This window comes from Streptomyces sp. NPDC052043, assembly GCF_044548235.1.
In the GTDB taxonomy this organism is placed as follows: Bacteria; Actinomycetota; Actinomycetes; order Streptomycetales; family Streptomycetaceae; genus Streptomyces.
The window spans coordinates 675,537-699,438 of sequence record NZ_JBIUBT010000003.1 but is presented as its reverse complement, the minus strand read 5'-3'; the positions used below and the strand labels follow the sequence as shown (position 1 = coordinate 699,438).

Below are 23,902 nucleotides of genomic sequence, written 5' to 3'. Positions count from 1 at the left end.
GAGTCGACGGGGTCAGCACAGCACGGCGAGCGCGCCCGGCAGCACACGGGCCGTGACGGGCAGGACCGCCTCGACCTCGCCGTCGGCGCCGTAGGGCACCTCGCGGTCGGCGGCGACACGGATCCGCGTGCCCCGCAGGATCCGCACCTCGGGGCGCTCGACGTGCGCGCCCGACTTCAGCTCGTTCATCAGCGCGAAGAAGAGCCGGCGCGGTGCCTCGCGGATCATCACCACGTCGAGCAGGCCGTCGTCGACGCGGGCGCCGGGCGCGATCATGCGACCGGAGCCGTAGTAGGCGGAGTTGGCGGCCACCACGGTGTATCCGCGGTGAGTGTGCTCCTCGCCGTCGACGGTGACGTGGTAGGTCGCCGCCCGCCAGGTGGCCACGGCGCGCAGCCCGCCCGCGTAGTAGGAGGCGGCGCCGCGCAGCAGCCGGGAGTTGTTCGCGTGCCGGTTGGCGAGCGCGTCGACTCCCGCGTACACGCTGCCGAGGACGACGGTGCGCGGGTGCGCGGCCGACTCCACCTCGATGGTGTCGACGCGGCGCGGGGCGGCGTGCAGCAGGATCCGGGCCAACTCGGACGGCTCGGCGGGTAGGTGGAGAGCACGGGCGAAGTCGTTGCCGCGGCCCGCCGGGACCAGGCCCAGCAGGGTGCCGGTGCCGCTGAGGGCTCCGCCGATGCCACCCGCGATGCCGTCGCCGCCCACGGCGAGCACGACGCGGTCGCGCTGCCCGGCCCCGCGGGCGAGGTCCTGGGCGTGGGCGAGACTGCGGCTGTACTCGGCCTCCACTTCCGCGCCGGCCTCGCGCAGCAGCCTGGCCACCCGCAGCAGCGCCGCGGCCCCGGCGGATCCGCCCGCGGTGGGATTGACGATGGCGGTGAACTGTCGCATCGGTGGGCCTCCGGGACGGGAAGTGATCGCTCGCGGGTGGTGCCGGGCCGAGGTCGGCCGATGGGCCGGGGCCGACCGGCGGCCGGGGTCAGTCGGCGGGCAGGAGGACGCCCGGGTTCAGCAGGCCGTCGGGGTCCAGGCGGCGCTTGACGGCCCGCAGGGCCTCGACGCCGAGCGGTCCGGCCTCCCGCACGTACCCGTCGCGATGGTCGGTGCCCACGCCGTGGTGGTGGCTGATGGTGCCGCCCGCGGCGAGGATCGCCTCGTTCGCGGCCCGCTTGGCGGGCGCCCAGTGCGCCACCGGGTCGTCGCCCTGGGCGCTGACCACGGTGAAGTACAGCGAGGCGCCGTTCTCGTAGACGTGCGAGATGTGGCACATCACCAGGGGCGGGGTGCCCGACTCGGTGAGCGTGGCGGTCAGCGCCTCGCGGACGGCGGCGTACAGGCCGGGGAGGCAGGACCAGAAGGCGGCGGTCTCCAGTGTCTCGGCGAAGGCGCCCGCGTCCAGGAGGGAGTCGCGCAGGTACGGCGCCGAGTAGCGGCCGTGGGCCCAGCGCTCCCCCGGCTCCTCGCCCAGGCAGGTGCCGCCGCACTCGCGCAGCACAGCCGCGGCCCGGCGCCTGCGGTGGCCGGTGTCCTCCTCGGTGCCCTCGTAGCCGACGATCGCCTGGCAGCCGGCGCCCTGCTGGAGGTCCAGGGAGCCGATGGCGTCGGGCTGGGCGAGGCCGATCAGGGTCTCGGTCTCGTCGGACAGCCGCAGCACGGTCGGGCGCGGCCCGTCCTGGGCGAGCCGGCGCAGGGCGGAGGAGCCCTCCTCGAAGGAGGCGAAGCGCCAGCCCTCGTGGACGCGGGTCTGCGGGAGGGGGCGCAGGCGTACGGTCACCGAGGTGATGACACCGAACGCGCCCTCGGAGCCGAGGACGAGCTGGCGCAGGTCGGGTCCGGCCGCCGAGCGCGGGGCGCGGCCCGCCTCGACGGTGCCCTCGGGGGTGGCGAGGGTGAGGCCGAGCACCATCTCGTCGAAGCGTCCGTAGCCCGCCGAGGCCTGCCCGCTGGAGCGGGCGGCGGCGAAACCGCCGAGGGTCGCCCACTCGTAGGACTGGGGGAAGTGGCCGAGGGTGAAGCCGTGTCCGGCCAGCAGGGCCTCCGCGTCCGGGCCGCGCAGGCCCGCTTGCAGGGTGGCGGTGCGGGAGACCGGGTCCAGGGCGAGCAGCCGGTTCATGCGGCGCAGGTCCAGGGCGACGAAGGGGCGCCGGCGCTCGGGCGCGAGCCCGCCGACGACGGAGGTGCCGCCGCCGAACGGGACCAGGGCCAGGCCGTGGGCGGCACAGGTACGCAGCACGGCGAGTACGTCGTCGTGGTCCGCGGGCAGCACCACGGCCGCCGGGACGTCCGCGACGTCGCCGCTTCTGATGCGCAGCAGGTCGGGGGTGGACTTGCCGCGGGTGTGGCGGATCCGGGACTCGGCGTCGGTGCGGACGTGCGCCTCGTCGCCCACGGCCTCGCCCAGGGCGCGGAGCGCGTGCGCGGTCAGCGGTGAGGCGGGGACGCGGATCTCCTCCAGGGCGACCGGTCCCGCCGTGCGGGGCTCGACGCCGAGCAGATCGCGCAGGAGTCCGGTCACCGGCTCGGGCAGCGAAGTGGCCCTGGCCGGGTCGCCCCAGCCGCTCCACAGCATGTCCATGGGTGTTCCTCACCGGTCGCATCGAAGGGGCGTTACACTGTGACACATGACGCCTATTCGTCACAACGGTTCGGACGGGCCGGACCGGTCCGACAGCTCGGCCGGTGATCCCGTGCTCGACGCCGTGCGCGACTGCGTCCTGGCCGTCGGCGTCCGGCGTACGACCCTGACGGACGTCGCCCGCCGCGCGGGCGTGTCCCGGATGACGCTCTACCGCCGCCGGCCCGATGTGCGGTCCCTGGTCGGCGACCTGATGACGCGGGAGTGGATCGCCGTGGCCGTCGCGGCGATACCTGAGCGCGGACCCGGGACGAACGCGCGCACGCGGATCGTCGAGGGGCTCGTGGCCGGGGTGAGGGCGTTCCGCGCCCACCCGCTCTTCCGCAAGATCGTCGACGTGGACCCCGAACTCCTGCTCCCCTATGTACTGGACCGCCGGGGAGCCAGCCAGGAGGCCCTGCTCTCCCTGCTCGCCGAGAACCTGCGCGAGGGCCACGCCGACGGATCGGTGCGCGTCGGACCCACCGAACGGCAGGCGCGGTCCCTGCTGCTGGTCGTGCAGTCCTTCACGCTGTCGCTGCGCACCATGACCGAGGAGGACGACCCCGAGCTGGACGGCGAGGCCTTCCTCGCGGAACTGCGGACCATCCTGGAGAGGACCCTGACGCCATGAGCTTCGGCGACGACCCGGCCGTTCCCGAGCCCACGGCTGCGGGCACCTCCCTCACCGCCGCCCGCCGCTCCCGCGAACTGGCCCGGACCGTCGGCGGTCCGGCCGTGGACGTCCTGGTCGTCGGTCTCGGCGCGACCGGCGCCGGGGCCGCGCTGGACGCCGCGGCGCGCGGACTGAGCGTCGCCGCCATCGACGCCCACGACCTGGCTTTCGGCACCTCCCGCTGGAGTTCCAAACTCGTCCACGGCGGACTGCGCTACCTCGCCTCCGCCCAGTTCGACGTCGCCCACGAGAGCGCGGTCGAACGCGGTGTGCTGATGGAACGCACCGCCCCCCACCTGGTCGCGGCCCAGCCGTTCGTCCTGCCTCTCACCCCGCTGGTCTCGCGCGGCCAGGCCGCCCTGGCCTGGGCCGGCCTCCGCGCGGGCGACGGACTGCGGCTGGCGGCGCGCACGGCCCGCGCCACCCTGCCGGTGCCGCGTCGGCTGTCCACGGTGGAGACCCGCCACCTCGCGCCCGCCCTGCGCGGCACCGGACTGCGCGGCGGTCTGCTGTCCTGGGACGGGCGGCTGACCGACGACGCCCGCCTGGTGACCGCGCTCGCCCGTACGGCGGCGGGGCACGGTGCCCGGGTCCTGACCCGGGTCCGGGCCCTGGCACTCACCGGCTCCGGCGCCCGGGTGCGGGACGAACTGACCGGCGAGGAGGGCGAGATCCGGGCCCGCGCCGTGATCAACGCCTCGGGAGTGTGGGCGGCCGGCCTGGTGGACGGCATCCGGATCCGCCCCTCCCGCGGCACCCACCTCGTGCTGCGCTCCGGCCTGCTCGGTCCGCTGTCGGCCGGGCTGCACATCCCGGTGCCCGGGGAGGCCAACCGTTTCGTCCTGGTCCTGCCGCAGGACGACGGCCGGGTCTACGTCGGGCTCACCGACGAACCCGTCGAGGGCGGCATCCCCGACGTGCCGGAGGTCCCCGAGTCCGACGTCGGCTTCCTGCTCGACGTGCTGGCCTCCGCCCTCGACGTGCCGGTACGCCGCGACGACGTGGCCGGCGCCTTCGCGGGCCTGCGTCCACTGCTGGACACCACCGCGGCGGCCGGATCCGCCTCGGCGCCCCGGACCTCGGACGTCTCCCGCAGGCACGCGGTGCTCACCTCCCCGGACGGCGTGGTCACCGTGGTGGGCGGCAAGCTCACCACCTACCGGCGCATGGCCGAGGACGCCGTCGACACCGCCGTCGCCGCGCACCGGCTCGGTGCGGGGCCGTCCCCCACGGCCTCCCTCCCCCTGGTCGGCGCCGCGTCACCGCGCACCCTCGCCGCGCTCCGGGCCCCGCGGCGCCTGGTCCGGAGCTACGGCACGGAGGCACCGGCCGTCCACGCCCTGGGCGCCCGGGACCCACGTCTGCGCACGCCCGTGCTGGAGGGCCATCCCGTCACCCGCGCCGAACTCCTGTGGGCCGTACGCCAGGAGGGCGCACTCGACGAGTCCGACCTCCTGGACCGCCGCACCCGGATCGGCCTCGTACCGTCCGACCGCACGACAGCGCTGGAGGCCGCGCGCGAGGCCCTGGGCAGGACACTGGGCTCCCGGTGAACCGGTCTCACGGCCGACGTCCCGTAGCGAAGCGCCGCGCGCCCCTCGGCGAGCACCGCGCCGCGCACGGCCCGCACCCCGTCCGCAGCCCGTAGCGGGACGGGGCCGCCCAAGGCCTCCAGGACGCGACCGGTTACGGTGGCGAGCCGGCGAGGAGGGGAGAGAGCGGTGCGGGTTCGGGTGGGCACGGCGTGGTGGGGTCCGGCCGTCGTGGCGGTGCTGCTGGGCGGGGCGCTGACGGCGTGTTCGGGAGCGTCGCGGGAGGGGGCGTCCACCGTGCGGGCGGCGGCCGCGACGGATGCGACGGACGCGAAAGGCACATCCGTCCGCGGCGGGGGCACGATCGGCGCCCCGGGGTCGGCGTGCGAGCTGCCCGTCAGCTTCGACATCGCCGAGGGCTGGAAGGCCGAGGCGGTGGATCCGACGGCGGCCGGCGACTCCCCCGCAGGCAAGGAGGTCACGGACGCCCTGCTGCGCCAGGGGCCGGTGACCGCCGTGTGCGAGGTCGACGCCAGGCCCGCGGGGCACATCGGCTTCCTCCGCGTGTTCACCGGCTCCCCGGACGCCGGGGACGCGAGCACGGCGCTGCGGGCCTTCGTGGCCGCCGAGGACGGAGTGAGCGGGGAGACGTACCACTCGTTCGCGGCGGGCGGGCTCCAAGGCGTCGAAGTCGCCTACCTGCGCACGAGCGAACTCCTGGACGAGACGAAGAAGGAACGCGCCCTGGCCGTCGACACCGCCCGGGGCCCGGTGGTACTGCACCTCGGCGGCATGGACACCGAGGAACACGAACAGATGCTCCCCGCCTACGAACTCGCCAGGAAGACCCTGCGCAGCACCTGAGCGGCTTCGGGAGGGGGCCCGTACTGTGGGGCCGTGCACATCTGTTTCGTCTGCAGCGGGAACATCTGCCGGTCGCCGTCCGCGGCGCTGGTGTTCGCCGAGCGGTTGCGCCGGGAGGGGCTCACGGACACGGTCCGGGTCAGCAGCGCCGGCATCGGCCCGTGGCACGTCGGGGAGGCCATCGACGAGCGGGCCGGTGAGGTGCTGACCCGGCACGGCTACCCGGTCCGGCACGTCGCCGCCCAGGTCGGCGCCGAACACCTGGACGCCGACCTGCTCCTGGCCATGGACCGCGGTCACGAGAAGTCCCTGCGCCGGCTCGTCGACGAACCGTCCCGGGTGCGGCTGCTGCGCTCCTTCGACCCGGAGGCGATCGGCGACCTGGACGTGCCGGACCCGTACTACGGAGGCCCGGAGGGGTTCGAGGAGGTGCTGGCCATGATCGAGGCCGCGACCCCGGGCCTGCTCGACTGGGTGCGCGAGCGCCTGCCCGCGTGACCGGCCGTCCGCCGGGCGGCGCCGGCTCCGGCCAGGATCCCGTCGCCGCGGCCGCCCGGCTGACCGGGCGTGCGGCGAGCGGCCGGGGCTCGTCGGCGGCGAACCCCACCGAGGTGACCCTCGACGACGGCGACGTGGTCGTGGTCAAGCGCGGTGAGGATCCGGAGGCGGTGCGCGCCGAGGCCGCGGGGCTGCGCTGGCTCGCCGAGGCGGGCGCGGTGCGGGTCCCCGCCGTGCACGGCCACGACCGCCGCTGGCTGGTGACCGACCGGGTGCCACCCGGCAGGCCCGGTCCGGGGGCGGCGATGCGGTTCGGCCGTGACCTGGCCGCCCTGCACGCCGCCGCGGCGCCCGCGTTCGGTGCCGCTCCGCCCAGCGGACCGCGGGAGGCATACATCGGGCTCGCGCCGATGCGCAACGTTCCCGGCACCGACTGGCCCGGCTGGTACGCCGAGCACCGGGTGCTCCCCTATCTGCGCCGCGCGGTCGACGACGGCGTCCTGCGCCCCGCCGAGGCGGCCCTGATCGAACGCGTACTCGAACGGCTGCCCGAGCTGGCCGGCCCCGCCGAACCGCCCGCGCGGCTCCACGGCGACCTGTGGAACGGCAACGTGCTGTGGGGCCCGGACGACGAGGTCTGGCTGATCGACCCCGCCGCGCACGGCGGGCACCGGGAGACCGACCTGGCGATGCTCCAGCTGTTCGGCTGCCCGCACCTGGACCGCGTACTGGACGGATACCAGCAGGTCGCGCCGCTCGCCGACGGCTGGGCCGGCCGTGTCGGGCTGCACCAGCTCTTCCCGCTGCTGGTGCACACGGTGCTCTTCGGACGCGGTTACGCCGAACAGGCGGTCGCCGCGGCCCGCACCGCCGACCGGTGACCCCAGGAGCCGACCGGTGACCCTAGTGGGGGCCGCCCTCCACCAGCCGGGCGAGGTGGTCCAGGGCCATGCGCGTCCCCAGCTCGTTGTCCGCGCGCGGCACCTCGTCGGGGATGCCCTCGTGCACGATCACGACCTCCGTCCCGCCGTCCACCTCGGCCAGTGACGTGGTCATCGTCATCGTGGCCCGCAGGGCGTCCTCGTCGGTCTCGAACGCGAGCACCTCGACCACGAGGCGATCGGGCACGAGCCGGGCGAAGTGCCCCCGGTAGGTGTCCGTGCGGGCACCCGACTTGCCCTGGGCCCCCGGCTCGTCGTAGGAGAGGGACACCCGGAACGCGCCGCCCTCGCGGGCGTCGAACGCGTGGACGTGGGCGGTCATACCGTCGGGGACGCGCCATCTCGCCACCGCGTCCGGGTCGGTGAGGGCCCGGTAGACGGCGGCGGGAGACGCCTGCACCCGCCGTGAGATCCGCGTGGCGTACATGGCGGCAACATACAGCCTCGGCCGGCGTCGGCACCCGCCCCTCGACCGGCCTTCGCCGGGCAACCGGGCTGTGCCGGGGCCGCTTCCGCGGCGACCGCCGCGCCGCAGAGCGGCAGCGCCGGGCGTTCGAGTGGAGGCGTCCGCGGGGTCGTCCCGTGCCCGCACGTGTGACCGGGCAGGTGTCTGCCTCTCGCCTCGCGGGGCGCGGCGGTGTAGACATGGCTCATGGTCCGGCTCCCGGGCCGTACCGGCTCCCGGTCGGCCCACCGTCCCAGCGGACGGCGTCCCCAGCTCGCGTCCGGCCATGCCCGGCGGGCGCGCGGGCGGGCCGGGCATGGCCGAACGGGCCCCGGCAGACCGCGCGGGCTGCGCTCGGCGCTCGGCGGGCGCAGCGTCGCCGGGCAGGTGTTCCTGCTCCAGGTCGCCATCGTGGTGCTGCTGGTCGCGGCGGCCGTGGTGGCGCTGGTGCTCCAGGTGCGGCACGACGGCGACCAGGAGGCCCGCAACCGCTCCCTGGCGGTCGCCGAGACGTTCGCCAACGCGCCGGGCGTCCGGGAGGCGCTCGCCGCCCCGGACCCGACGGCGGTGCTGCAACCGCGCGCCGAGGCGGCCCGCAAGGAGTCGCACGTCGACTTCCTCGTCGTGATGAACACCGAGGGGATCCGCTACACCCACCCCGAGCCGGACCGCATCGGCAAGAGGTTCGTCGGCTCCCTCCGGCCCGCGCTGGCCGGCGGCACGGTCGTCGAACAGGTCGACGGCACCCTCGGGCCGCTGGTGCAGGCCGTCGTGCCGGTCCAGGCACCCGACGGCAAGGTGGTGGGCCTGGTGTCGGCCGGCATCACCACCCGGAACGCCGGCGGCCTGGCGGACCGGCAGCTGCCGGTCGTCCTGGGCGCCGCGGCCGTCGCCCTGGCCCTGGCCACGGCGGGGACGGCGCTGGTCACCCGGCGGCTGCTGCGCCAGACCCACGGGCTCGGCCCCCAGGAGATGACCCGGATGTACGAGCACCACGACGCGGTGCTGCACTCCGTCCGGGAAGGCGTGATCATCGTCGGCGACGACGGAAGGCTGCTGCTGGCCAACGACGAGGCGCACCGCCTGCTCGACCTGCCCGACGACGCCGAGCGCCGGCACGTGCTCGACCTCGGACTCACCCCCGAGACCGCCGACCTGCTGGCCTCCGGACGGATCGCCACCGACGAGGTGCACCTGGTCGGCGACCGGCTGCTGGCGGTCAACCAGCGCCCCACGGACATGGCGGGCGGCCCGGCGGGCAGTGTGGCCACGCTGCGCGACTCCACGGAGCTGCGCGCCCTGTCCGGCCGGGCGGAGAAGGCACGGGAGCGCCTCAGCCTGCTCTACGACGCCGGAGTGGGCGTCGGCACGACCCTGGACGTGGCCCGGACCGCCGAGGAACTCGTCCAGCTCGCCGTTCCCCGGTTCGCGGACTTCGCCACCGTGGACCTGTACGACGCCGTGCTGGCCGGCGACGACCCGGACCCGGGAGCCGCGCTGCGCCGTACGGCCCTCGCCGGGATCCGCGAGAACGCGCCGCTCTACCCGCTGGGCGAGGAGATCCGTTTCGTCCCCTCCACCCCGCAGGCCCTCAGTCTCAAGTCCCGCCAGCCGGTCCTGGAGCCCCGGCTGGAGGCGGCCCCGGGCTGGCAGGCCCAGGACGCCGAGCGCACCGAGCGGGTGCTGGCGTTCGGCATCCACTCCCTGATCACCGTGCCCGTGCGGGCGGGCAACCTGCTCCTTGGCCTGGTCGGCTTCTGGCGGTCGGAGAAGGACGAGCCCTTCGACGCCGAGGAGCTGGCCCTCGCCGAGGAACTCGTGGCCCGGGCCGCCGTCTCCATCGACAACGCCCGCCGCTACACCCGCGAGCACGGACTCGCGGTCACCCTCCAGCGCAGCCTGCTGCCGCGCAGCCTGCCCGAGCAGAACGCGCTGGACATCGCCCACCGCTATCTGCCCGCGCAGGCGGGCGTGGGCGGGGACTGGTTCGACGTGCTGCCGCTGTCCGGGGCGCGGGTCGCGCTGGTCGTCGGGGACGTGGTCGGTCACGGGCTTTACGCCGCGGCCACGATGGGGCGGCTGCGGACCGCGGTCAGCAACTTCTCCACCCTGGACCTGCCGCCCGACGAGCTGCTCGGGCTGCTGGACGAGCTGGTCGGGCGCATCGACCAGGACGAGGCCGCGGACAGTGCCGGCGTGCCCGTCACCGGCGCGACCTGCCTGTACGCGATCTACGATCCGGTCTCGCGCCGCTGCGCGGTCGCCCGCGCCGGCCATCCGCCGCCCGCCGTGGTCGGACCCGACGGAAGCGTGACGTTCCCCGACGTACCCGCCGGTCCCCCGCTCGGTCTCGGCGGGCTGCCGTTCGAGACGGCGGAGCTGGAGCTGGCGGAGGGCAGCCGGCTGGTCCTGTACACCGACGGGCTCGTGATGGACCGGGAGCGGGACATCGACACGGGTCTGGAGGACCTGCGCGCCGCTCTCGCCTCCGCCGGCGAGTCGCCCGAGGACACCTGCCGGGCCGTCCTGGACGTCCGGCCCGCCCGGCCGGTGGACGACATCGCGGTGCTCGTGGCCCGCACCCGGGCCCTGGGGCCCGGGCAGGTCGCCGAGTGGGACGTGCCCGGGGAGGCTGCGGCCGTCGGGGACGTGCGCGCGTCGGTGAGCCGGCGGCTGGCGGAGTGGGGGCTGGAGGAGCTGACGTTCGCCACCGAGCTGATCCTCAGCGAGCTGGTCACCAACGCGATCCGTTACGGCGCCGAGCCCATCCGCGTCCGGGTGCTGCGTGACCGCGCCCTGATCTGCGAGGTCTTCGACAGCAGCAGCACCTCCCCGCACCTGCGTCATGCGGCCAGCACGGACGAAGGGGGCCGCGGGCTGTTCCTCGTCGCGCAGCTCGCCGAGCGGTGGGGCACCCGCTACACGCCCACCGGCAAGGTCATATGGGCCGAGCAACCGCTGCCCCGCACCCTGCCCTGAGCCGCTTTCCCCTTTCCCTCCCCCGCATACACGCACTCCCCCACGCTCAAGACGCTCAAGTCGAGCAGTCGAGCAGTCGAGCAGTCGAGTCACTTGGAGTTCCTTTGGTGCACGACATCCCCGGCCCGACCGGGTCGGGCCGCCGCGGCGCCCTCGCCGTGATCGGCGCCTCGCTCGCCGCCGTCGCCCTCGTCGGCGCGCGGCGCACCACCGCGGCGGCGCCCGGCCTGGACGATCCGGCGAAGAAGGAGATCGCCATGAAACTGGTGTCGAGCGCGGAGAACTCCACGCTCGACTGGAGGGCCCAGTACGGGTACATCGAGGACCTCGGCGACGCACGCGGCTACACGGCCGGCGTCGTCGGTTTCTGCTCCGGCAGCGGCGACATGCTCAACCTGGTGCGGCTCTACACCGACCGCAGGCCCCACAACGTACTGGCGGGATACCTTCCGGCGCTGCGCCGCCTCGTCGGCACCGACGGGCACCGGGGGCTGGACCCCGGTTTCCCCGGGGACTGGCGCAGGGCGGCGCAGGACACCGCCTTCCAGCGGGCCCAGGACGACGAGCGCGACCGCGTCTACTTCGACCCGGCCGTCGCGCGGGGCAAGGCGGACGGGCTGCGCGCCCTCGGCCAGTTCGCGTACTTCGACGCGATGGTCATGCACGGCGGCGGTGGCCCGAACGGCTTCCGCCGCATCCGCGAACGGGCCCTGCGCGGGGCCGTGCCGCCGGCCCGCGGCGGCGACGAGATGGAGTACCTGAACGCGTTCCTCGACGCGCGGCTGTGGGCCATGCGGCAGGAGGCGGCGCATCGCGAGACCAGCAGGGTCGACACCGGGCAGCGGGTCTTCCTGCGCCGGGGCAATCTCGATCTGGAGCCGCCGCTGGACTGGAAGGTGTACGGCGACGGCTACCACATCGGCTGACACCGCGGCGGACCGGGACCCGCGCTCGGTGTCAGCCCAGCGCACGGTCGAGGTTGTAGGCCGCGCTGATCAGGGACAGGTGCGTGAAGGCCTGGGGGAAGTTGCCCTGCTGCTCGCCGGTGGGGCCGATCTCCTCGGCGTACAGGCCCAGGTGGTTGGCGTAGGTGAGCATCTTCTCGAAGGCGAGGCGGGCCTCGTCGAGGCGGCCGGCCCGGGTGAGGGCCTCGACGTACCAGAAGGAGCAGATGGAGAACGTTCCCTCGTCGCCGCGCAGCCCGTCGGGGCTGGCCTGCGGGTCGTACCGGTAGACGAGCGAGTCGGAGACCAGTTCCCCGGTCAGCGCGTCGAGGGTGGACAGCCACTTGGGGTCGGTCGGCGCGATGAACTTCGCCAGCGGCATCATCAGCACGGCGGCGTCCAGTACGTCGCCGTCCTCGTACTGGACGAAGGCCTGTCGTTCGGCGGACCAGCCGCGGTCCATGATGCGGCGGTAGATGGCGTCCCGGCTCTGCCTCCAGTGGGACAGGTCGGCGGGCAGGCCGCGGCGGTTGGCCAGCCGCATGGCACGTTCGACGGCCACCCAGCACATCAGGCGCGAGTACAGGAAGTCCTTCTTGCCGCCGCGAGTCTCCCACACCCCTTCGTCGGGCTGGTCCCAGTGCCGGCACACCCATTCCACCAGCGCGGACACGTCGTCCCACTGATCGCTGGAGATCGGCTGGGCCCACTTGTCGAAGAGGTAGATCGAGTCGATCAGGGCGCCGTACATGTCGAGCTGGAGCTGGTCGGCGGCGGCGTTGCCGACCCGGACGGGCGCGGATCCCCGGTGTCCCTCCAGATGACCGAGTTCGCGTTCGGGCAGCTCGGTACGGCCGTCGATGCCGTACATGACCTGCAACGGGCCCGTCGCCTTGCCGTCGCCTGGGCTGATGTGCCGGGTCAGAAAGCGCATGAACGCCTCGGCCTCGCCGGCGAAGCCGAGCCGCAGCAGCGCGTAGACGGCGAACGCGGCGTCGCGCACCCAGACATAGCGGTAGTCCCAGTTGCGCTCACCGCCGACCCGCTCGGGCAGGCTCGTGGTGGGCGCCGCGACGATGGCGCCGGTCGGGGCGTAGGTGAGCAGCTTCAGGGTGAGGGCGGAGCGGTGGACCATCTCCCGCCAGCGGCCGCGGTAGCGGGACTGCGCGAGCCAGCGGCGCCAGTAGGTGACCGTGGCGCAGAACTGCTCCTCGGCCTCGGCGTGGGCGCACCGCCGCGGGGCCACCTCGTGGCCGACCTGGTCCAGCGCGAAGACGGCCGACTCGCCCTCGGCGAGCTTGAAGTTCGCCCACACGTCCGTGCCGTCGCTCTCCAGGGGCACGGTGGACGTCAGCGCGAGGGAAAGGGTCGCGGACTCGAACAGGACCGTGCAGCCCTCCATCCGGACCGTGTGCGCGTCGGCGCCGTAGTTGAAGCGGGGAGCCACACGGGCCCGGAACGGCAGGGTGCCGCGCACGCACAGCACGCGCCGGATGAGGCGGTGCCGTTCGCTCTCGGCCCTCTCCCGCCGGTCGCCGGTCACCGGCATGAAGTCCTGCACCTCGCCGACGCCGTCCTCGGTGAAGAACCGGGTGATCAGCACGTTGGTGTCGGGGAAGTAGAACTGCTTGGTGCGCGCCGCCTCGGCCGCCGCGAGTTCGAAGCGGCCGCCGCGCTCGGCGTCCAGGATCGAGGCGAAGACGCTCGGGGCGTCGAAGGCGGGACAGCAGTACCAGTCGATCGTGCCGTCGGTGCCGACGAGCGCGACGCTGCGCAGGTCGCCGATCAGGCCGTGGTCGGCGATCGGAACGTAGCGGGGTGCGCCCGTCTCGGGGCCTCGGCTTCGGGTGTCGGCCATCGCGCCGCCTCCTGTCCCCTCTCTGTCCCCTGGCTGTCCCCTCGCTGTCCCCCTGTCCCCTCGCTGCCTCCTCCCGCGGACCGTGCTCGCGGCTCCTGCCGTCCCTCCAGCTTAGGAGCGGCCTTCCGGATGCAGGGTGCCGTCCGACGGGCAATCGTGGGAGGAGGTCCCGCTCCCGCAGCACGAGGCCCGCACTCCGGACCCGGGCGGGGACCCAGCCGGACCCGAGGAGGCCACATGTCGACGTCACAACCCGATGCATCCCGCGAGTCCGGGGACCGCTGCACTCCGGACGACGTGCTCCACGCCCGTACCGGCACCGACGTCTCGCCCGAGGACGTGGTGCTGGCCGCGGGCCGCGACATCACGCCGCGCAACCTGGAGTGGGCCAAGCGCAAGATCGAGACGGAGGGCCCCGCCGCCCTGGACAAGCTGCTGCCCTAGGGGCTCCAGGAACCGAGCGAAAGGGACCGGGTCCTGCCGTTCCGGTCCCTTTCGCTCGTCCCTTTCGCCCGTCCCCTTCGTTCGGGGCCCTCTCGCTCGTCCCTTTCGCTCGGGGCCCTCGCTCTGCGAGACTCCGGGGCGTGCCCGACTTCGACATGATCGTCATAGGATCCGGACCGGGCGGCCAGAAGGCCGCCATCGCCGCGGCCAAACTGGGCCGCCGGGTAGCTGTCGTCGACAGCCCCGACATGGTCGGCGGGGTCTCGATCCACACCGGAACCATTCCCTCCAAGACCCTGCGCGAGGCGGTGCTCTACCTCACCGGACTCACCCAGCGCGATCTGTACGGTCAGAGCTACCGGCTGAAGGAGGACATCACCGTCGCCGACCTGACCGCGCGCACCCAGCACGTGGTGGGCCGCGAGGTCGACGTGATCCGCAGCCAGCTCTCCCGCAACCAGGTCTCCCTGCTCTCCGGGACCGGCCGCTTCGTCGACGAGCACACCGTCGCGCTGCGCGAAGTGACCGGCGAGGAAAGGCTGTTGACCGCCGAACACATAGTCGTCGCGACCGGTACGCGACCGGCCCGTCCGGACAGCGTGGAGTTCGACGGGCGCACCATCATGGACTCGGACAACGTGCTCACGCTGGAGCGGGTGCCGCGGTCGATGGTCATCGTCGGCGCCGGGGTCATCGGGATGGAGTACGCCTCCATGTTCGCCGCGCTCGGCAGCAGGGTGACCGTCGTCGAACGGCGTCCGGGCATGCTCGACATGTGCGACGCCGAGATCGTCGAGTCGCTCCGCTACCACCTGCGGGACCTCGCCGTCACCTTCCGCTTCGGGGAGACGGTGGCCGCGGTGGAGCGCCACGAGCACGGCACGCTCACCGTGCTGGAGAGCGGCAAGAAGATTCCGGCCGACGCCGTGATGTACTCGGCGGGCCGGCAGGGCCTCACCGACGGACTCGACCTGGAGAAGGCCGGGTTGAGTGCCGACGCGCGCGGCCGCATCGCGGTCGACGAGCACTATCGCACACGGGTGCCGCACATCTACGCGGTCGGCGACGTGATCGGCTTCCCCGCGCTCGCGGCGACCTCGATGGAACAGGGGCGGGCGGCGGCGTACCACGCGTGCGGGGAGCCGGTCGGCCGGATGAACGGCCTCCAGCCGATCGGCATCTACACGATCCCGGAGATCAGCTTCGTCGGGCGGACCGAGGACCAGCTCACGGAGGACGGGGTACCGTTCGAGGTGGGCGTCTCCCGCTACCGGGAGCTGGCCCGCGGACAGATCATCGGCGACTCGCACGGCATGCTGAAGCTGCTGGTCTCGCCTCAGGACCGCACACTGCTCGGGGTGCACTGCTTCGGCACCGGGGCCACCGAGCTCATCCACATCGGGCAGACCGTGATGGGCTGCGGCGGCACCGTGGACTACCTGGTCGACTCGGTGTTCAACTACCCGACGCTCGCGGAGTCGTACAAGGTGGCCGCCCTGGACGCGACGAACAAGCTGCGGCAGATCGACTGGATCGGGGGCTGAAGGCCGGGCCCGGTTCACCCGTGCGGGCGATCACGGGAACCCCTCGGGAGCCGCTATCGTCTACAGTGACGTAGACGGTCTACAGTTTTGTAGTCACTCGGCCGGTGCCCTCCGTCGCGCGCCCGCCGTCCCGAGGGAAAGGGCTCGCGACGATGATCGCACTCCCGCACCTGTCGTCGCAGCTCGCTGTCAACGTGCTGGACGCCCAGTCGCTGCTGGCCGCCTTCGGCGTGCTGGGCGTCGGCGTGGTGATGTTCGCCGAGACGGGGCTCCTGATCGGCTTCTTCCTGCCCGGCGACTCGCTGCTGTTCACCGCGGGCCTGCTGTGCACCGGCACGGCCGACCGGGGGGTGAAGTTGTCGCTGGCCCCGCTGCTGGTCGCGGCCGTCATCGGTGCGCTCGCCGGCTCGCAGTGCGGCTTCCTGCTGGGCCGCAAGGCGGGCGGCGCCCTGCTCGCCCGCAGCCGCTCCCCGCGCCTGCGCGAGGGCGCCGAGCGCGCCGAGGAGCTCCTGGAGCGGTACGGGTTCGCGAAGGCGATCGTACTGGCCCGTTTCGTACCGGTGGTGCGCACGGTGCTCAACCCGATGGCGGGCGCCCTGGGCGTGCCGACCCGTACCTTCACCCTGTGGCAGGTCGTCGGCGGTCTCGCCTGGAGCGTCGGCCTCACCCTCGCGGGGTACGCGCTCGGCTCCTCCGTGCCGAACATCGACAAGTACCTGCTGCCGGTGATCGGGCTCGTCGTGATCGTGTCGCTGATCCCGCTCGTCCCGGAGGTCCTGCGCTCGCGCCGGGCGGCGAAGGCCAAGGAGGCGCGCGGATGATCCTCGCCCTGTCGGGCTCGTCCGTCGACGGGTCCCTGTACGTGGACGTGGTGGACCTGGCCCGCCGCTCCCCCGTGTGGTGGGACGACATGGTGACGGTGTGGTCGGCCTACGGCCTGGGCGTGTTCGCCCTGCTGATGACGGCGGTCTGGTGGCGCTCGCGCCGGGTGGGCGCCGGGACGGCGGTCGCGGCCCTGGCGGTGCCGTTCGTCGTGGTCCTCGCCTACGCCGTCAACTCGCTCCTGAAGCTGCTGGTGCGCGAGGTCCGCCCGTGCCGCACGCTGCACGTGGTCACCCTGGAGGCCTGTCCGGCCCGCACCGACTGGTCCTTCCCGAGCAATCACGCGGCGATCGCCGCCGCGGCCGCGGTGGCGCTACTCCTCGTCGCACGCCGGCTCGGCGTCTCGCGCCGGCTCGGCGCGCTCGCCTGCCTGGCCGCCGTCGCGATGGCCGCCTCCCGGGTCTGGGTCGGCGCCCACTATCCGCACGACGTGGCGGTGGGGCTGCTGTCCGGCGCCCTGGTGGCCTACGTCGTGATGAGGGCGCTGCTGCGCCGGCCGGAGACACTCGCCCGTCGCCTCGCCGCGACACGGCTGCGGCCGTTGCTGGTGTCATGAGGCCCCGGGGCGCGGCCGGCCTCGTGGGCGGCGCCGGGCTCGCCGCCTGGGCCGCGTTCATCGTGCTCGGCCTGGTCGTCGGCGGCCACGGCACCCCCCTGTCCGTGGACGACAGTCTGCTCTCCTGGTCCCTCGGACACCGCCCGGCGGTGGCGGTGGCGGCGGCCCGCGCGCTCACCTCCACGGGGGCGGGAGCCGTCCCGTACCTGCTCGTCGCGCTGGCCGGCCTCGCCGTCGGCCGCACGGCCCGGCAGCGTGCGGCCGCGGCCGCTCTCGGCCTCGGCTGCCTGGTGGCGGGCCAGGCCGTGCGCTACGGCGTGATGGAACTGGTCGCCCGGCCGCGTCCGCCGCGGCAGGACTGGGCGGCCCACGCCTCGGGCTGGTCGTTCCCGTCCGGGCACACCACCACCTCGGCGCTCACCGCCGGGCTGGTGATCCTGGCGGTGACCGCGCGCGCCCCGCGCGGCCGGACGGCGGTCCGCCTGGTCGTCGGCTGCTGGGGCGCGCTGGTGGGGCTGACCCGGGTGTATCTCGGGGTGCACTGGTTCACCGACGTGGTCGGCGGCTGGCTGTTCGCCGCGGGCTGGCTCGGGGTGTGCCTGTGCGCGGCGACCTGGTGGCTGCCCGCCGGCCTGCTGTCCGGCCTGACGGCGAGAGCCTCGGGACCGGCGCAGGAGCATGCGGGCCAGGATCCGGGCGGCCGAGGACGATCACACCCTGCGTGACGCCCTACCCCCCGGCGAGGGTCACCAGGCCGCGGCCCGCCGACGAGGGAGCGGCCGCCGTCGCGCCGGCCTCGGACTGCCCGGCGCCGTGGTGCACGCGGCGTGGTTCAGACGGGCCTGTGCGCCAGACGATGTGCCCCAGCGGGTTCCCCCCCCCCGGCGGGCGGGCCGGTGCCGCGCTCGGCGGGACGGTCGGCACGGCTTCCGCTCCGGTGTGCCACCAGGTCCGCCGGCCCGGCACGTGGGTGACGGGTGGGCGGAGCCGGAGTGTCAGGTGCCGGTGTCCTTGCGAGCCTGGGGCGAGACGTAGAGGCGCAGGTCGCCGAAGCGGTGGGAGGGCCAGGTGCGGGCGTACGCGGGTGGGGTGCCGTCGGCGGTGGTGAGGGCGGCGACCGGCAGGCGCCGTGCGGCCCGTTCGATGGCCCCCGGAGTGCTGTTGGCGTTGGGGCCCGAGACCGCGGCGGAGCCGCAGCCCGTGTAGAAGGCGATCGGGATGGCCTCCTCACCGGTGAGCAGGCAGGGCGGGCGCACCCCGAGGCGGTGCAGCGCGGCGGCGGTGCCGGACCAGGCGCGGTGGTCGACAGTGGTGCGGTGGACGGTTTCGGTGAGGACGGCGTACTGCACGGCCAGGTGCCCGGCGAGGCCGAGGGCGGCCAGGGACAGGGCGAGGGGCCGCCAGCTGCCGTTCGGCGTCCTGACGAGGTGGAGGAGGGCGTCGGCGGCCGGGATCGCGAGCAGGGCGTAGGCGGGCAGCAGGAAGCGGGGCGCCGCGTATCCGATCATGAAGAGGTACGGGAAGGCGGCCGTGGCCGCGCAGGCCACCGCGACCAGCGTGGGCGGGGTGCGCCGGGCGCGCACGGCGAGGGCGAGGCCCAGGAGCGCGAGCAGCGGCAGGACGTACCACCAGGCCGTGACCGCCGGGTTCGGCTGCGCGCCGGTGCACGGTCGGCACAGGGCCCGCCCGCCCAGGCTGCGCAGTTGGTCGGCCACCGCGAGGTGCCAGCCCAGGCCGCCCTGAATGGCGGAGCCGTCGGACAGCCGCTGGAACAGGCCGCCGTAGGCGACGTACGCCTCGATCACCCATTCGGCGGCCCCGGCGACCAGTCCGGCGAGCAGCGCGGCGAGCGGCTTCCAGTGCCGCTCCAGCAGGACGAGGGCGAGCAGGGGCAGGGCCACCCAGACGGCGTCCATGGGGCGCATCAACGCCATGAGGGCGGCGCCGCCCGCCAGGCCCCACAGTGCGGCGCGGTCCCGCCGGTCGGCCCGGACCCGCAGGCAGCAGCCCGCGCAGACGAGGGCGCCGATGGCGACCCAGTAGTTGGGCATGGCCTGCGGACCGTAGAACAGCGTCACCCACAGGGACGCGAACAGGGCGCCGGCCAGGGCCAGGACACCGGGGCGGAACGCATGCCGCCACACGCGCAGGGCCAGGTAGAGGGCGGCCCCGGAGAGCAGCGCGAGGTAGACGCGCAGCAGCACGGTGGACGACGACCAGGAGGCGACCGGCGCGACGAGCAGCGGGACGCCTCGGGCGCGCGGGGCGCTGAAGTAGGCGGCCGGCGCGTGCCCGCTGACCTGGCTGACATAGACGGACTCGTCCCAGCCGAGGCCCATGCCGGGGCGGACGAGGAGGAGTTGGACGAGGGTGAAGGCGGCGGCCACCGCCGCCACGAGGGCATCGCCGCGAACCCGTCGGACGCGGGCGGAGCCGAACCCCGGTCCCGCTCGCCGTGCCCCGGCGAGTACGGCGTGCGCACTCTCGGTCATCTCCACCCCTCACCCCCGCACCGCGGGTTTCGGACGCCCGCGTTCCGCGCCGCCGGCGCGGGAACCAGGTAACCAGGAACCGGACAGGACGTCAGAGAAACAGGGACAAACTTACCCTTCTCACGGACACACGCCGGACGGGACACCGCCGGACGCCCCAAACCCCTACGCGCTGTAAGGTTGAGGGCATGGCTGGCAGAGGGCCTCAGGGCAGGGTGGAACGGCGCAGTTCGGGCGAGTTGGAGAGCGAGGTCCTCGCGGCCCTGTGGTCCACGGACCGCCCGCTCAGCCCCGCCGAGATCCAGCTGGAGATCGGCGGCGGCCTGGCCTACAACACCGTGCACACCATCCTCAAGCGCCTGTACGACAAGGGCCTGGTGCTGCGCGACGTGGACGGCCGCCGGGGTGCCTACCGGCCCGCCAAGAACGCGGCGGAACTGACCGCCCAGGCGATGCACGACGCCCTGGACCGCGGCCCCGATCCGATCGCCGCCCTCCAGCAGTTCGTGACCGGGCTGAGCCCGGAGGAGGAGCGGGCCCTGCGCGAGCTGCTCACCGGAGGAGCCGCGTGACGGTGGACGTCTACATCCCGCTGGCACTGTCCGCGCTGCTCGCCGCGATCAGCCCCGCGGTCGGCCGGCGGGTGGCCCCCGCCCTGGCCGCGCGCGTGCTGACCGCCGCCGCCGTGGTGACGGCCGCCGCCACCGTGTGGTCCCTCGTCCTGTTGGCCGCCACCCTCCTCGACGACGCGCCGCCGGTCGTCGCCGAGGCCCGGGAGGCCGGGCACCGGCTCCCGGACCCGGTGCCCGAGGCGATCGGGATCGCCGCGTGCCCGGCCCTCGTCCTGATCGCCCACCGGCTGTGGCGGGCCGTCCGCGCCGAGTACGCCACGCGCCGCGCGCTGCGCCGGCTGTGCGAGGGGCAGCCCGGGGGCACCGAGCTCATCGTCGCCGCCTCCCCCGTGCCGCGGGCGTTCGCCATCCCCGGCTCGCCGGGCCGGATCCTGGTCACCGCGGCGATGCTCGGCGCGCTGGAGCCGGTCGAGCGCCGGGTGCTGCTCACCCATGAACGCGCCCATCTGGCGTACCGGCACGCGCTGCTGGTGACCGCGGCCACGCTGGCCTTCGCGGCCAACCCGCTGCTCGGGCCGGTCCGCGACCAGGTGGCCTTCCTCGTCGAGCGCTGGGCGGACGAGCGGGCCGCCGCGGCGGTCGGCGACCGCACCACCACCGCCCGCGCGCTCGCCCGCGCGGCACTCACCGCCGGGCGGGCAAAGCCGTCGGGCGCGCCGGGCTTCTCCGACCACGCCGTCACCCGCCGTATCGCGGCCCTCCAGGCCGCCCCGCCGCCGCATCTGCGCTCCGTCGCGGCGGCCGTCCTCGCCCTCGGCGCGCTGCCCGCCCTGGGCGCCGCCGACGCCACGGGCGACCTGCTGCGCCTGCTGGCGCACGTTCTCCCGTAGATCGACGGCGTCCCGTACGAGGGCCCGTGCGAGGGGTGCCCACCGGGTCAGCGGGCATTGGGCTTGCGGTGCGGGGGCTGTTCCGGGGCCGGCAGGTGCTGCGGCGGCGGAACCGGGCGGACCGTGGCGGTGCCCGGGCGGAGCGTGACCGGGGCGCCGTGGTGACGGATCGTCATGGTCGGCCCGTCCATCAGCGAGTACGTGGCGCTCTGCTGGGTGATCTCCACGCGCAGCCGGCGGCCGCGGAACTGCAGGGTGAAGGCGAGGCGGCTGAACCTCTCCGGCAGCCGCGGCAGGAACCACAGCTCCTCACCGGCCCGGCGGGTGCCGCCGAACCCGACCACCAGCGCCTGCCAGGTACCGGCCAGGGAGGCGATGTGCAGCCCGTCGCGGGTGTTGTGCTCCAGGTCCTCCAGATCCATGAGGGCGGCCTCGGCCGCGTAGTCGTAGGCCAGGCGCAGATGACCGGCCTGGGCGGCGATGACGGCCTGCACACAGGCCGACAGCGAGGAGTCCCGAACGGTCAGCGGCTCGTAGTAGGCGAAGTTGCGGGCGATGTGCTCCTCGTCGAACTCGCTGCTGCAGGTGTACATCGCCAGCACCAGGTCGGCCTGCTTGATCACCTGCTTGCGGTACAGGTCGAAGTAGGGGAAGTGCAGCAGCAGCGGGTACTGGTCGGCCCGGGTGCCGGCGAAGTCCCAGCGCTGGTAGCGGGTGAAACCCGCGTGCTGCTCGTGCACGCCCAGTTCGGCGTTGTACGGGATGTTCATCGACTCGGCCGCGTCCCGCCAGGTGGCGCTCTCCTCGTCGTCGGCGCCGAGCCGCTCGGCCGCCTTCGGATGGCGTTCGACGACGTCGGCCGCGGCCAGCAGGTTCGCCCGGGCCATCAGGTTGGTGTACGTGTTGTCGTCGGCGATCGCGCTGTACTCGTCGGGGCCGGTGACGCCGTCGATGTGGAAGGTGCCATGGTGGTCGTGGTGGCCCAGCGAGCGCCACAGCCGGGCCGTCTCCACGAGCAGTTCGACTCCGGTGTCGCGTTCGAAGTCCTCGTCGCCCGTCGACGCGACGTAGCGCACCACGGCGTGCGCGATGGCGGCGTTCACGTGGAAGGCGGCGGTACCCGCCGGCCAGTACGCCGACCCCTCCTGGCCCTCGATGGTCCGCCAGGGGAACGCGGCGCCGCGCAGGCCCAGTTGGGCGGCGCGCTCCCGGGCGGCTGGCAGGGTGCTCTGCCGCCAGCGCAGCGCCTCGGTCACGGCGTCGGGCGCGGTGTAGGTCAGCACGGGGAGCACGAACATCTCGGTGTCCCAGAAGGCGTGCCCGTCGTAACCGGAGCCGGTCAGCCCCTTGGCCGCGATCGCCCGCTCCTCGGCGCGGGCGCCGGCCTGGAGGACGTGGAAGAGGGCGAAGCGGACGGCCTGCTGGATCTCCTCGTCACCGTCCACCTCGACGTCGGCACAGGACCAGAAGTCGTCGAGGTACGCCCGCTGTTCGTCGAGCAGGCCGGTCCAGCCGCCGTGCGCGGCGGCCGCCAGGGCCGCGTCGACCTGGTCGCTCATCGCCGGCAGGGAGCGGGTGCCGGACCAGCCGTGCGCGACGAACTTCTCCACCCGCAGCCGCTGTCCCGGTTCGAGGACGGAGGTGACCGTCAGCCGGGCCAGGTGGGGATGGCTCTCGCTGTCGGTCCTGGTGTGCTCGGGCCCGGAGACGACGTGGTCGGCGGCCACGGCCACCCGCAGGCCGCTGTGCCGGGTGCAGTGGACCAGCCGCAGCCGTTTGCCGGAGGCGAAGTCGTCCTCCGGCTCCAGCGGGGACTCCAGGGCCATCGCCGCCCGGGGGTCGCCGTCGGACTGGGGCATCTGCTCGTTGGCCACCAGCTCCGACTGGATGACCACGCGGGCCTGGGAGTCGACGGGCTCCACCTCGTAGGCGACCGCGGCGATCGACCGCTGGGTGAGGGAGACCAGCCGGGTGGAGCGCACCCGGATCCTCGTACCGGCAGGGGAGATCCACTCGCAGGTCCGCTCCATCACCCCGCGGCGCAGGTCGACGGTGCGCTCGTGGGAGACCAGCCGGCCGTAGCGCAGGTCGAACGGCTCGTCGTCGACGAGCAGCCGCAGCACCTTGCCGTTGGTGATGTTGATGAGCGTCTGACCCGACTCGGGGTAGCCGTAGCCGGCCTCCGCGTACGGCAGCGGGTGCACCTCGTACACGCCGTTGAGGTAGGAGCCGGGCAGTCCGTGCGGTTCGCCCTCGTCGAGGTTGCCGCGCCAGCCGACGTGCCCGTTGGACAGCGCGAAGACGGACTCGCTCTGGGCGAGGACGTCGAGGCTGAGTTCCGTCTCACGCACGGACCACGGCTCGACGGCGTACGAACGGTGGGTGATCACGCGGCTCCTCCTCCCACGCCGAGAAGTTCGGCGAGGTCCTTGACGACCACGTCGGCGCCGTGCGCGTACAGTGCGTCGCGCTGGCCCACGCGGTCGACGCCGACGACGTATCCGAAGCGGCCGGAGCGGCCCGCCTCCATGCCGGCCAGCGCGTCCTCGAAGACGGCGGCCCGCCCGGCGTCGACCCCCAGGTCGCGGGCGGCGGCCAGGAAGGTGTCGGGGTGGGGCTTGCCGGGCAGCGCGCGTTCGCGGGCGACCACCCCGTCGATGCGGACGTCGAAGAGGTGTTCGGCATCGATGGAGTGCAGGACGTCCCGGGTGTTGGCGCTGGAGGAGACGATCGCGGTCCGCAGGCCCTCGGCCCGGACGGCGCCGATGTAGCGCAGGGTGCCCTCGTACGCCTCCACGCCTTCGGTACGGATCTTCTCCAGGAGGAGTTCGTTCTTGCGGTTGCCGACGCCGTTGACCGTCCGCGCGCCCGGCGGATCGTCGGGGCTTCCCTCGGGCAGTTCGATGCCGCGGGAGGCGAGGAAGGTGCGCACCCCGTCGGCGCGGGGGCGGCCGTCGACGTACTCGTCGTAGTCGGCGGCCTGGTCGAAGGGCCGGAACCCGTCCCCCTCCCGCTCACGCAGGAAGGCGTCGAACGTCTCCTTCCACGCGGCCGCGTGCACCACGGCCGTCTTGGTGACCACCCCGTCGAGGTCGAAGAGGCAGACGGTGATGTCTTCGGGCAGACCGAGCTGTGTCATACAGGCACCTTTCCCCGCATCGCGGCTTT

At 74.2% G+C, this 23,902-nt stretch carries 21 protein-coding genes; 14 read left to right on the top strand and 7 right to left on the bottom strand.

The features are described from left to right. Window positions 1-12: 12 nt before the first annotated feature. Window positions 13-894, bottom strand: a complete 882-nt coding sequence (locus ACIHCX_RS11175; RefSeq protein ID WP_400028638.1) for a diacylglycerol kinase family protein — start codon at window positions 892-894, stop codon at window positions 13-15. Between the two features lie 88 nt (window positions 895-982). Continuing rightward, window positions 983-2,578, bottom strand: a complete 1,596-nt coding sequence (locus ACIHCX_RS11170; RefSeq protein WP_400028637.1) for an FAD-binding oxidoreductase — start codon at window positions 2,576-2,578, stop codon at window positions 983-985. A gap of 46 nt (window positions 2,579-2,624) precedes the next feature. Between ACIHCX_RS11170 and ACIHCX_RS11165 the strand changes: the two genes are divergently transcribed. The 5 genes from ACIHCX_RS11165 to ACIHCX_RS11145 all read left to right on the top strand — a co-directional run bounded on the left by ACIHCX_RS11165 (window position 2,625) and on the right by ACIHCX_RS11145 (window position 7,068). Next, the gene (locus ACIHCX_RS11165) at window positions 2,625-3,251 is read left to right on the top strand and encodes a TetR/AcrR family transcriptional regulator (protein ID WP_400028636.1); all 627 of its coding nucleotides are present in this window, start codon (window positions 2,625-2,627) and stop codon (window positions 3,249-3,251) included. After that, window positions 3,248-4,846 (top strand): glycerol-3-phosphate dehydrogenase/oxidase, encoded by a 1,599-nt coding sequence (locus tag ACIHCX_RS11160; protein WP_400028635.1) that lies wholly within the window; start codon window positions 3,248-3,250, stop codon window positions 4,844-4,846. The genes ACIHCX_RS11165 and ACIHCX_RS11160 overlap by 4 nt, the downstream gene beginning before the upstream one ends. A 168-nt stretch (window positions 4,847-5,014) precedes the next feature. Further along, a complete protein-coding gene (locus tag ACIHCX_RS11155) occupies window positions 5,015-5,689 on the top strand; it encodes a lipoprotein (RefSeq protein ID WP_400028634.1) in 675 nt (224 codons plus the stop codon). Window positions 5,690-5,722: 33 nt separating this feature from the next. Beyond that, the gene (locus tag ACIHCX_RS11150; RefSeq protein WP_400028633.1) at window positions 5,723-6,187 is read left to right on the top strand and encodes a low molecular weight protein-tyrosine-phosphatase; all 465 of its coding nucleotides are present in this window, start codon (window positions 5,723-5,725) and stop codon (window positions 6,185-6,187) included. Continuing rightward, window positions 6,184-7,068, top strand: coding sequence for a fructosamine kinase family protein (locus ACIHCX_RS11145; RefSeq protein WP_400028632.1), 885 nt, complete (start codon window positions 6,184-6,186; stop codon window positions 7,066-7,068). The genes ACIHCX_RS11150 and ACIHCX_RS11145 overlap by 4 nt, the downstream gene beginning before the upstream one ends. A gap of 22 nt (window positions 7,069-7,090) precedes the next feature. Here ACIHCX_RS11145 and ACIHCX_RS11140 read toward each other — a convergent pair whose 3' ends face one another. After that, window positions 7,091-7,555, bottom strand: a complete 465-nt coding sequence (locus ACIHCX_RS11140; RefSeq protein WP_400028631.1) for an SRPBCC family protein — start codon at window positions 7,553-7,555, stop codon at window positions 7,091-7,093. A 225-nt stretch (window positions 7,556-7,780) separates the two neighbouring features. Between ACIHCX_RS11140 and ACIHCX_RS11135 the strand changes: the two genes are divergently transcribed. Both ACIHCX_RS11135 and ACIHCX_RS11130 read left to right on the top strand, forming a co-directional pair. Continuing rightward, window positions 7,781-10,552, top strand: coding sequence for a SpoIIE family protein phosphatase (locus ACIHCX_RS11135; RefSeq protein ID WP_400028630.1), 2,772 nt, complete (start codon window positions 7,781-7,783; stop codon window positions 10,550-10,552). Window positions 10,553-10,659: 107 nt separating this feature from the next. Further along, window positions 10,660-11,478 (top strand): chitosanase, encoded by an 819-nt coding sequence (locus tag ACIHCX_RS11130; RefSeq protein ID WP_400028629.1) that lies wholly within the window; start codon window positions 10,660-10,662, stop codon window positions 11,476-11,478. 31 nt (window positions 11,479-11,509) lie between these two features. Here ACIHCX_RS11130 and ACIHCX_RS11125 read toward each other — a convergent pair whose 3' ends face one another. Then, window positions 11,510-13,354, bottom strand: a complete 1,845-nt coding sequence (locus ACIHCX_RS11125; RefSeq protein ID WP_400028628.1) for a glycoside hydrolase family 15 protein — start codon at window positions 13,352-13,354, stop codon at window positions 11,510-11,512. Window positions 13,355-13,591: 237 nt separating this feature from the next. Here ACIHCX_RS11125 and ACIHCX_RS11120 point away from each other — a divergent pair, with 237 nt between their 5' ends. The 5 genes from ACIHCX_RS11120 to ACIHCX_RS11100 all read left to right on the top strand — a co-directional run bounded on the left by ACIHCX_RS11120 (window position 13,592) and on the right by ACIHCX_RS11100 (window position 17,505). Beyond that, on the top strand, window positions 13,592-13,798 hold the full coding sequence (locus tag ACIHCX_RS11120; RefSeq protein ID WP_400028627.1) for a hypothetical protein: 207 nt from the start codon (window positions 13,592-13,594) through the stop codon (window positions 13,796-13,798). 140 nt (window positions 13,799-13,938) lie between these two features. Next, window positions 13,939-15,342 carry a Si-specific NAD(P)(+) transhydrogenase gene (gene sthA, locus ACIHCX_RS11115; protein WP_400028626.1) on the top strand — a complete coding sequence of 468 codons (1,404 nt, stop codon included), beginning with the start codon at window positions 13,939-13,941 and terminating at the stop codon, window positions 15,340-15,342. Between the two features lie 152 nt (window positions 15,343-15,494). Then, window positions 15,495-16,163: a DedA family protein gene (locus ACIHCX_RS11110; protein WP_400028625.1), complete on the top strand. Its 669-nt coding sequence runs from the start codon at window positions 15,495-15,497 to the stop codon at window positions 16,161-16,163. After that, the gene (locus ACIHCX_RS11105; protein ID WP_400028624.1) at window positions 16,160-16,780 is read left to right on the top strand and encodes a phosphatase PAP2 family protein; all 621 of its coding nucleotides are present in this window, start codon (window positions 16,160-16,162) and stop codon (window positions 16,778-16,780) included. The genes ACIHCX_RS11110 and ACIHCX_RS11105 overlap by 4 nt, the downstream gene beginning before the upstream one ends. Continuing rightward, entirely contained in the window at window positions 16,777-17,505 is a 729-nt protein-coding gene (locus ACIHCX_RS11100) for a phosphatase PAP2 family protein (RefSeq protein ID WP_400028623.1), read from the top strand. Before ACIHCX_RS11105 ends, ACIHCX_RS11100 begins: the two co-directional genes overlap by 4 nt. Window positions 17,506-17,775: 270 nt before the next feature. Here ACIHCX_RS11100 and ACIHCX_RS11095 read toward each other — a convergent pair whose 3' ends face one another. Then, entirely contained in the window at window positions 17,776-19,272 is a 1,497-nt protein-coding gene (locus tag ACIHCX_RS11095; protein WP_400028622.1) for a hypothetical protein, read from the bottom strand. Between the two features lie 188 nt (window positions 19,273-19,460). Here ACIHCX_RS11095 and ACIHCX_RS11090 point away from each other — a divergent pair, with 188 nt between their 5' ends. After that, window positions 19,461-19,844: a BlaI/MecI/CopY family transcriptional regulator gene (locus tag ACIHCX_RS11090; RefSeq protein ID WP_400028621.1), complete on the top strand. Its 384-nt coding sequence runs from the start codon at window positions 19,461-19,463 to the stop codon at window positions 19,842-19,844. Then, the gene (locus ACIHCX_RS11085) at window positions 19,841-20,734 is read left to right on the top strand and encodes a M56 family metallopeptidase (RefSeq protein ID WP_400028620.1); all 894 of its coding nucleotides are present in this window, start codon (window positions 19,841-19,843) and stop codon (window positions 20,732-20,734) included. Before ACIHCX_RS11090 ends, ACIHCX_RS11085 begins: the two co-directional genes overlap by 4 nt. A gap of 47 nt (window positions 20,735-20,781) precedes the next feature. On the opposite strand, the gene ACIHCX_RS11080 is transcribed toward ACIHCX_RS11085, so the two are convergent. Beyond that, entirely contained in the window at window positions 20,782-23,124 is a 2,343-nt protein-coding gene (locus tag ACIHCX_RS11080; RefSeq protein ID WP_400028619.1) for a glycoside hydrolase family 65 protein, read from the bottom strand. Continuing rightward, a complete protein-coding gene (locus ACIHCX_RS11075) occupies window positions 23,121-23,873 on the bottom strand; it encodes an HAD family hydrolase (RefSeq protein ID WP_400028618.1) in 753 nt (250 codons plus the stop codon). The genes ACIHCX_RS11080 and ACIHCX_RS11075 overlap by 4 nt, the downstream gene beginning before the upstream one ends. Window positions 23,874-23,902 lie beyond the last annotated feature (29 nt).

Bases quoted from the DNA above. Each gene is read 5' to 3' on its own strand.
- ACIHCX_RS11175 (WP_400028638.1), bottom strand. From the start codon at position 894: ATGCGACAGTTCACCGCCATCGTCAATCCCACCGCGGGCGGATCCGCC.
- ACIHCX_RS11170 (WP_400028637.1), bottom strand. From the start codon at position 2,578: ATGGACATGCTGTGGAGCGGCTGGGGCGACCCGGCCAGGGCCACTTCG.
- ACIHCX_RS11165 (WP_400028636.1), top strand. From the start codon at position 2,625: ATGACGCCTATTCGTCACAACGGTTCGGACGGGCCGGACCGGTCCGAC.
- ACIHCX_RS11160 (WP_400028635.1), top strand. From the start codon at position 3,248: ATGAGCTTCGGCGACGACCCGGCCGTTCCCGAGCCCACGGCTGCGGGC.
- ACIHCX_RS11140 (WP_400028631.1), bottom strand. From the start codon at position 7,555: ATGTACGCCACGCGGATCTCACGGCGGGTGCAGGCGTCTCCCGCCGCC.
- ACIHCX_RS11135 (WP_400028630.1), top strand. From the start codon at position 7,781: ATGGTCCGGCTCCCGGGCCGTACCGGCTCCCGGTCGGCCCACCGTCCC.
- ACIHCX_RS11125 (WP_400028628.1), bottom strand. From the start codon at position 13,354: ATGGCCGACACCCGAAGCCGAGGCCCCGAGACGGGCGCACCCCGCTAC.
- ACIHCX_RS11120 (WP_400028627.1), top strand. From the start codon at position 13,592: ATGTCGACGTCACAACCCGATGCATCCCGCGAGTCCGGGGACCGCTGC.
- ACIHCX_RS11110 (WP_400028625.1), top strand. From the start codon at position 15,495: ATGATCGCACTCCCGCACCTGTCGTCGCAGCTCGCTGTCAACGTGCTG.
- ACIHCX_RS11105 (WP_400028624.1), top strand. From the start codon at position 16,160: ATGATCCTCGCCCTGTCGGGCTCGTCCGTCGACGGGTCCCTGTACGTG.
- ACIHCX_RS11100 (WP_400028623.1), top strand. From the start codon at position 16,777: ATGAGGCCCCGGGGCGCGGCCGGCCTCGTGGGCGGCGCCGGGCTCGCC.
- ACIHCX_RS11095 (WP_400028622.1), bottom strand. From the start codon at position 19,272: ATGACCGAGAGTGCGCACGCCGTACTCGCCGGGGCACGGCGAGCGGGA.
- ACIHCX_RS11090 (WP_400028621.1), top strand. From the start codon at position 19,461: ATGGCTGGCAGAGGGCCTCAGGGCAGGGTGGAACGGCGCAGTTCGGGC.
- ACIHCX_RS11075 (WP_400028618.1), bottom strand. From the start codon at position 23,873: ATGACACAGCTCGGTCTGCCCGAAGACATCACCGTCTGCCTCTTCGAC.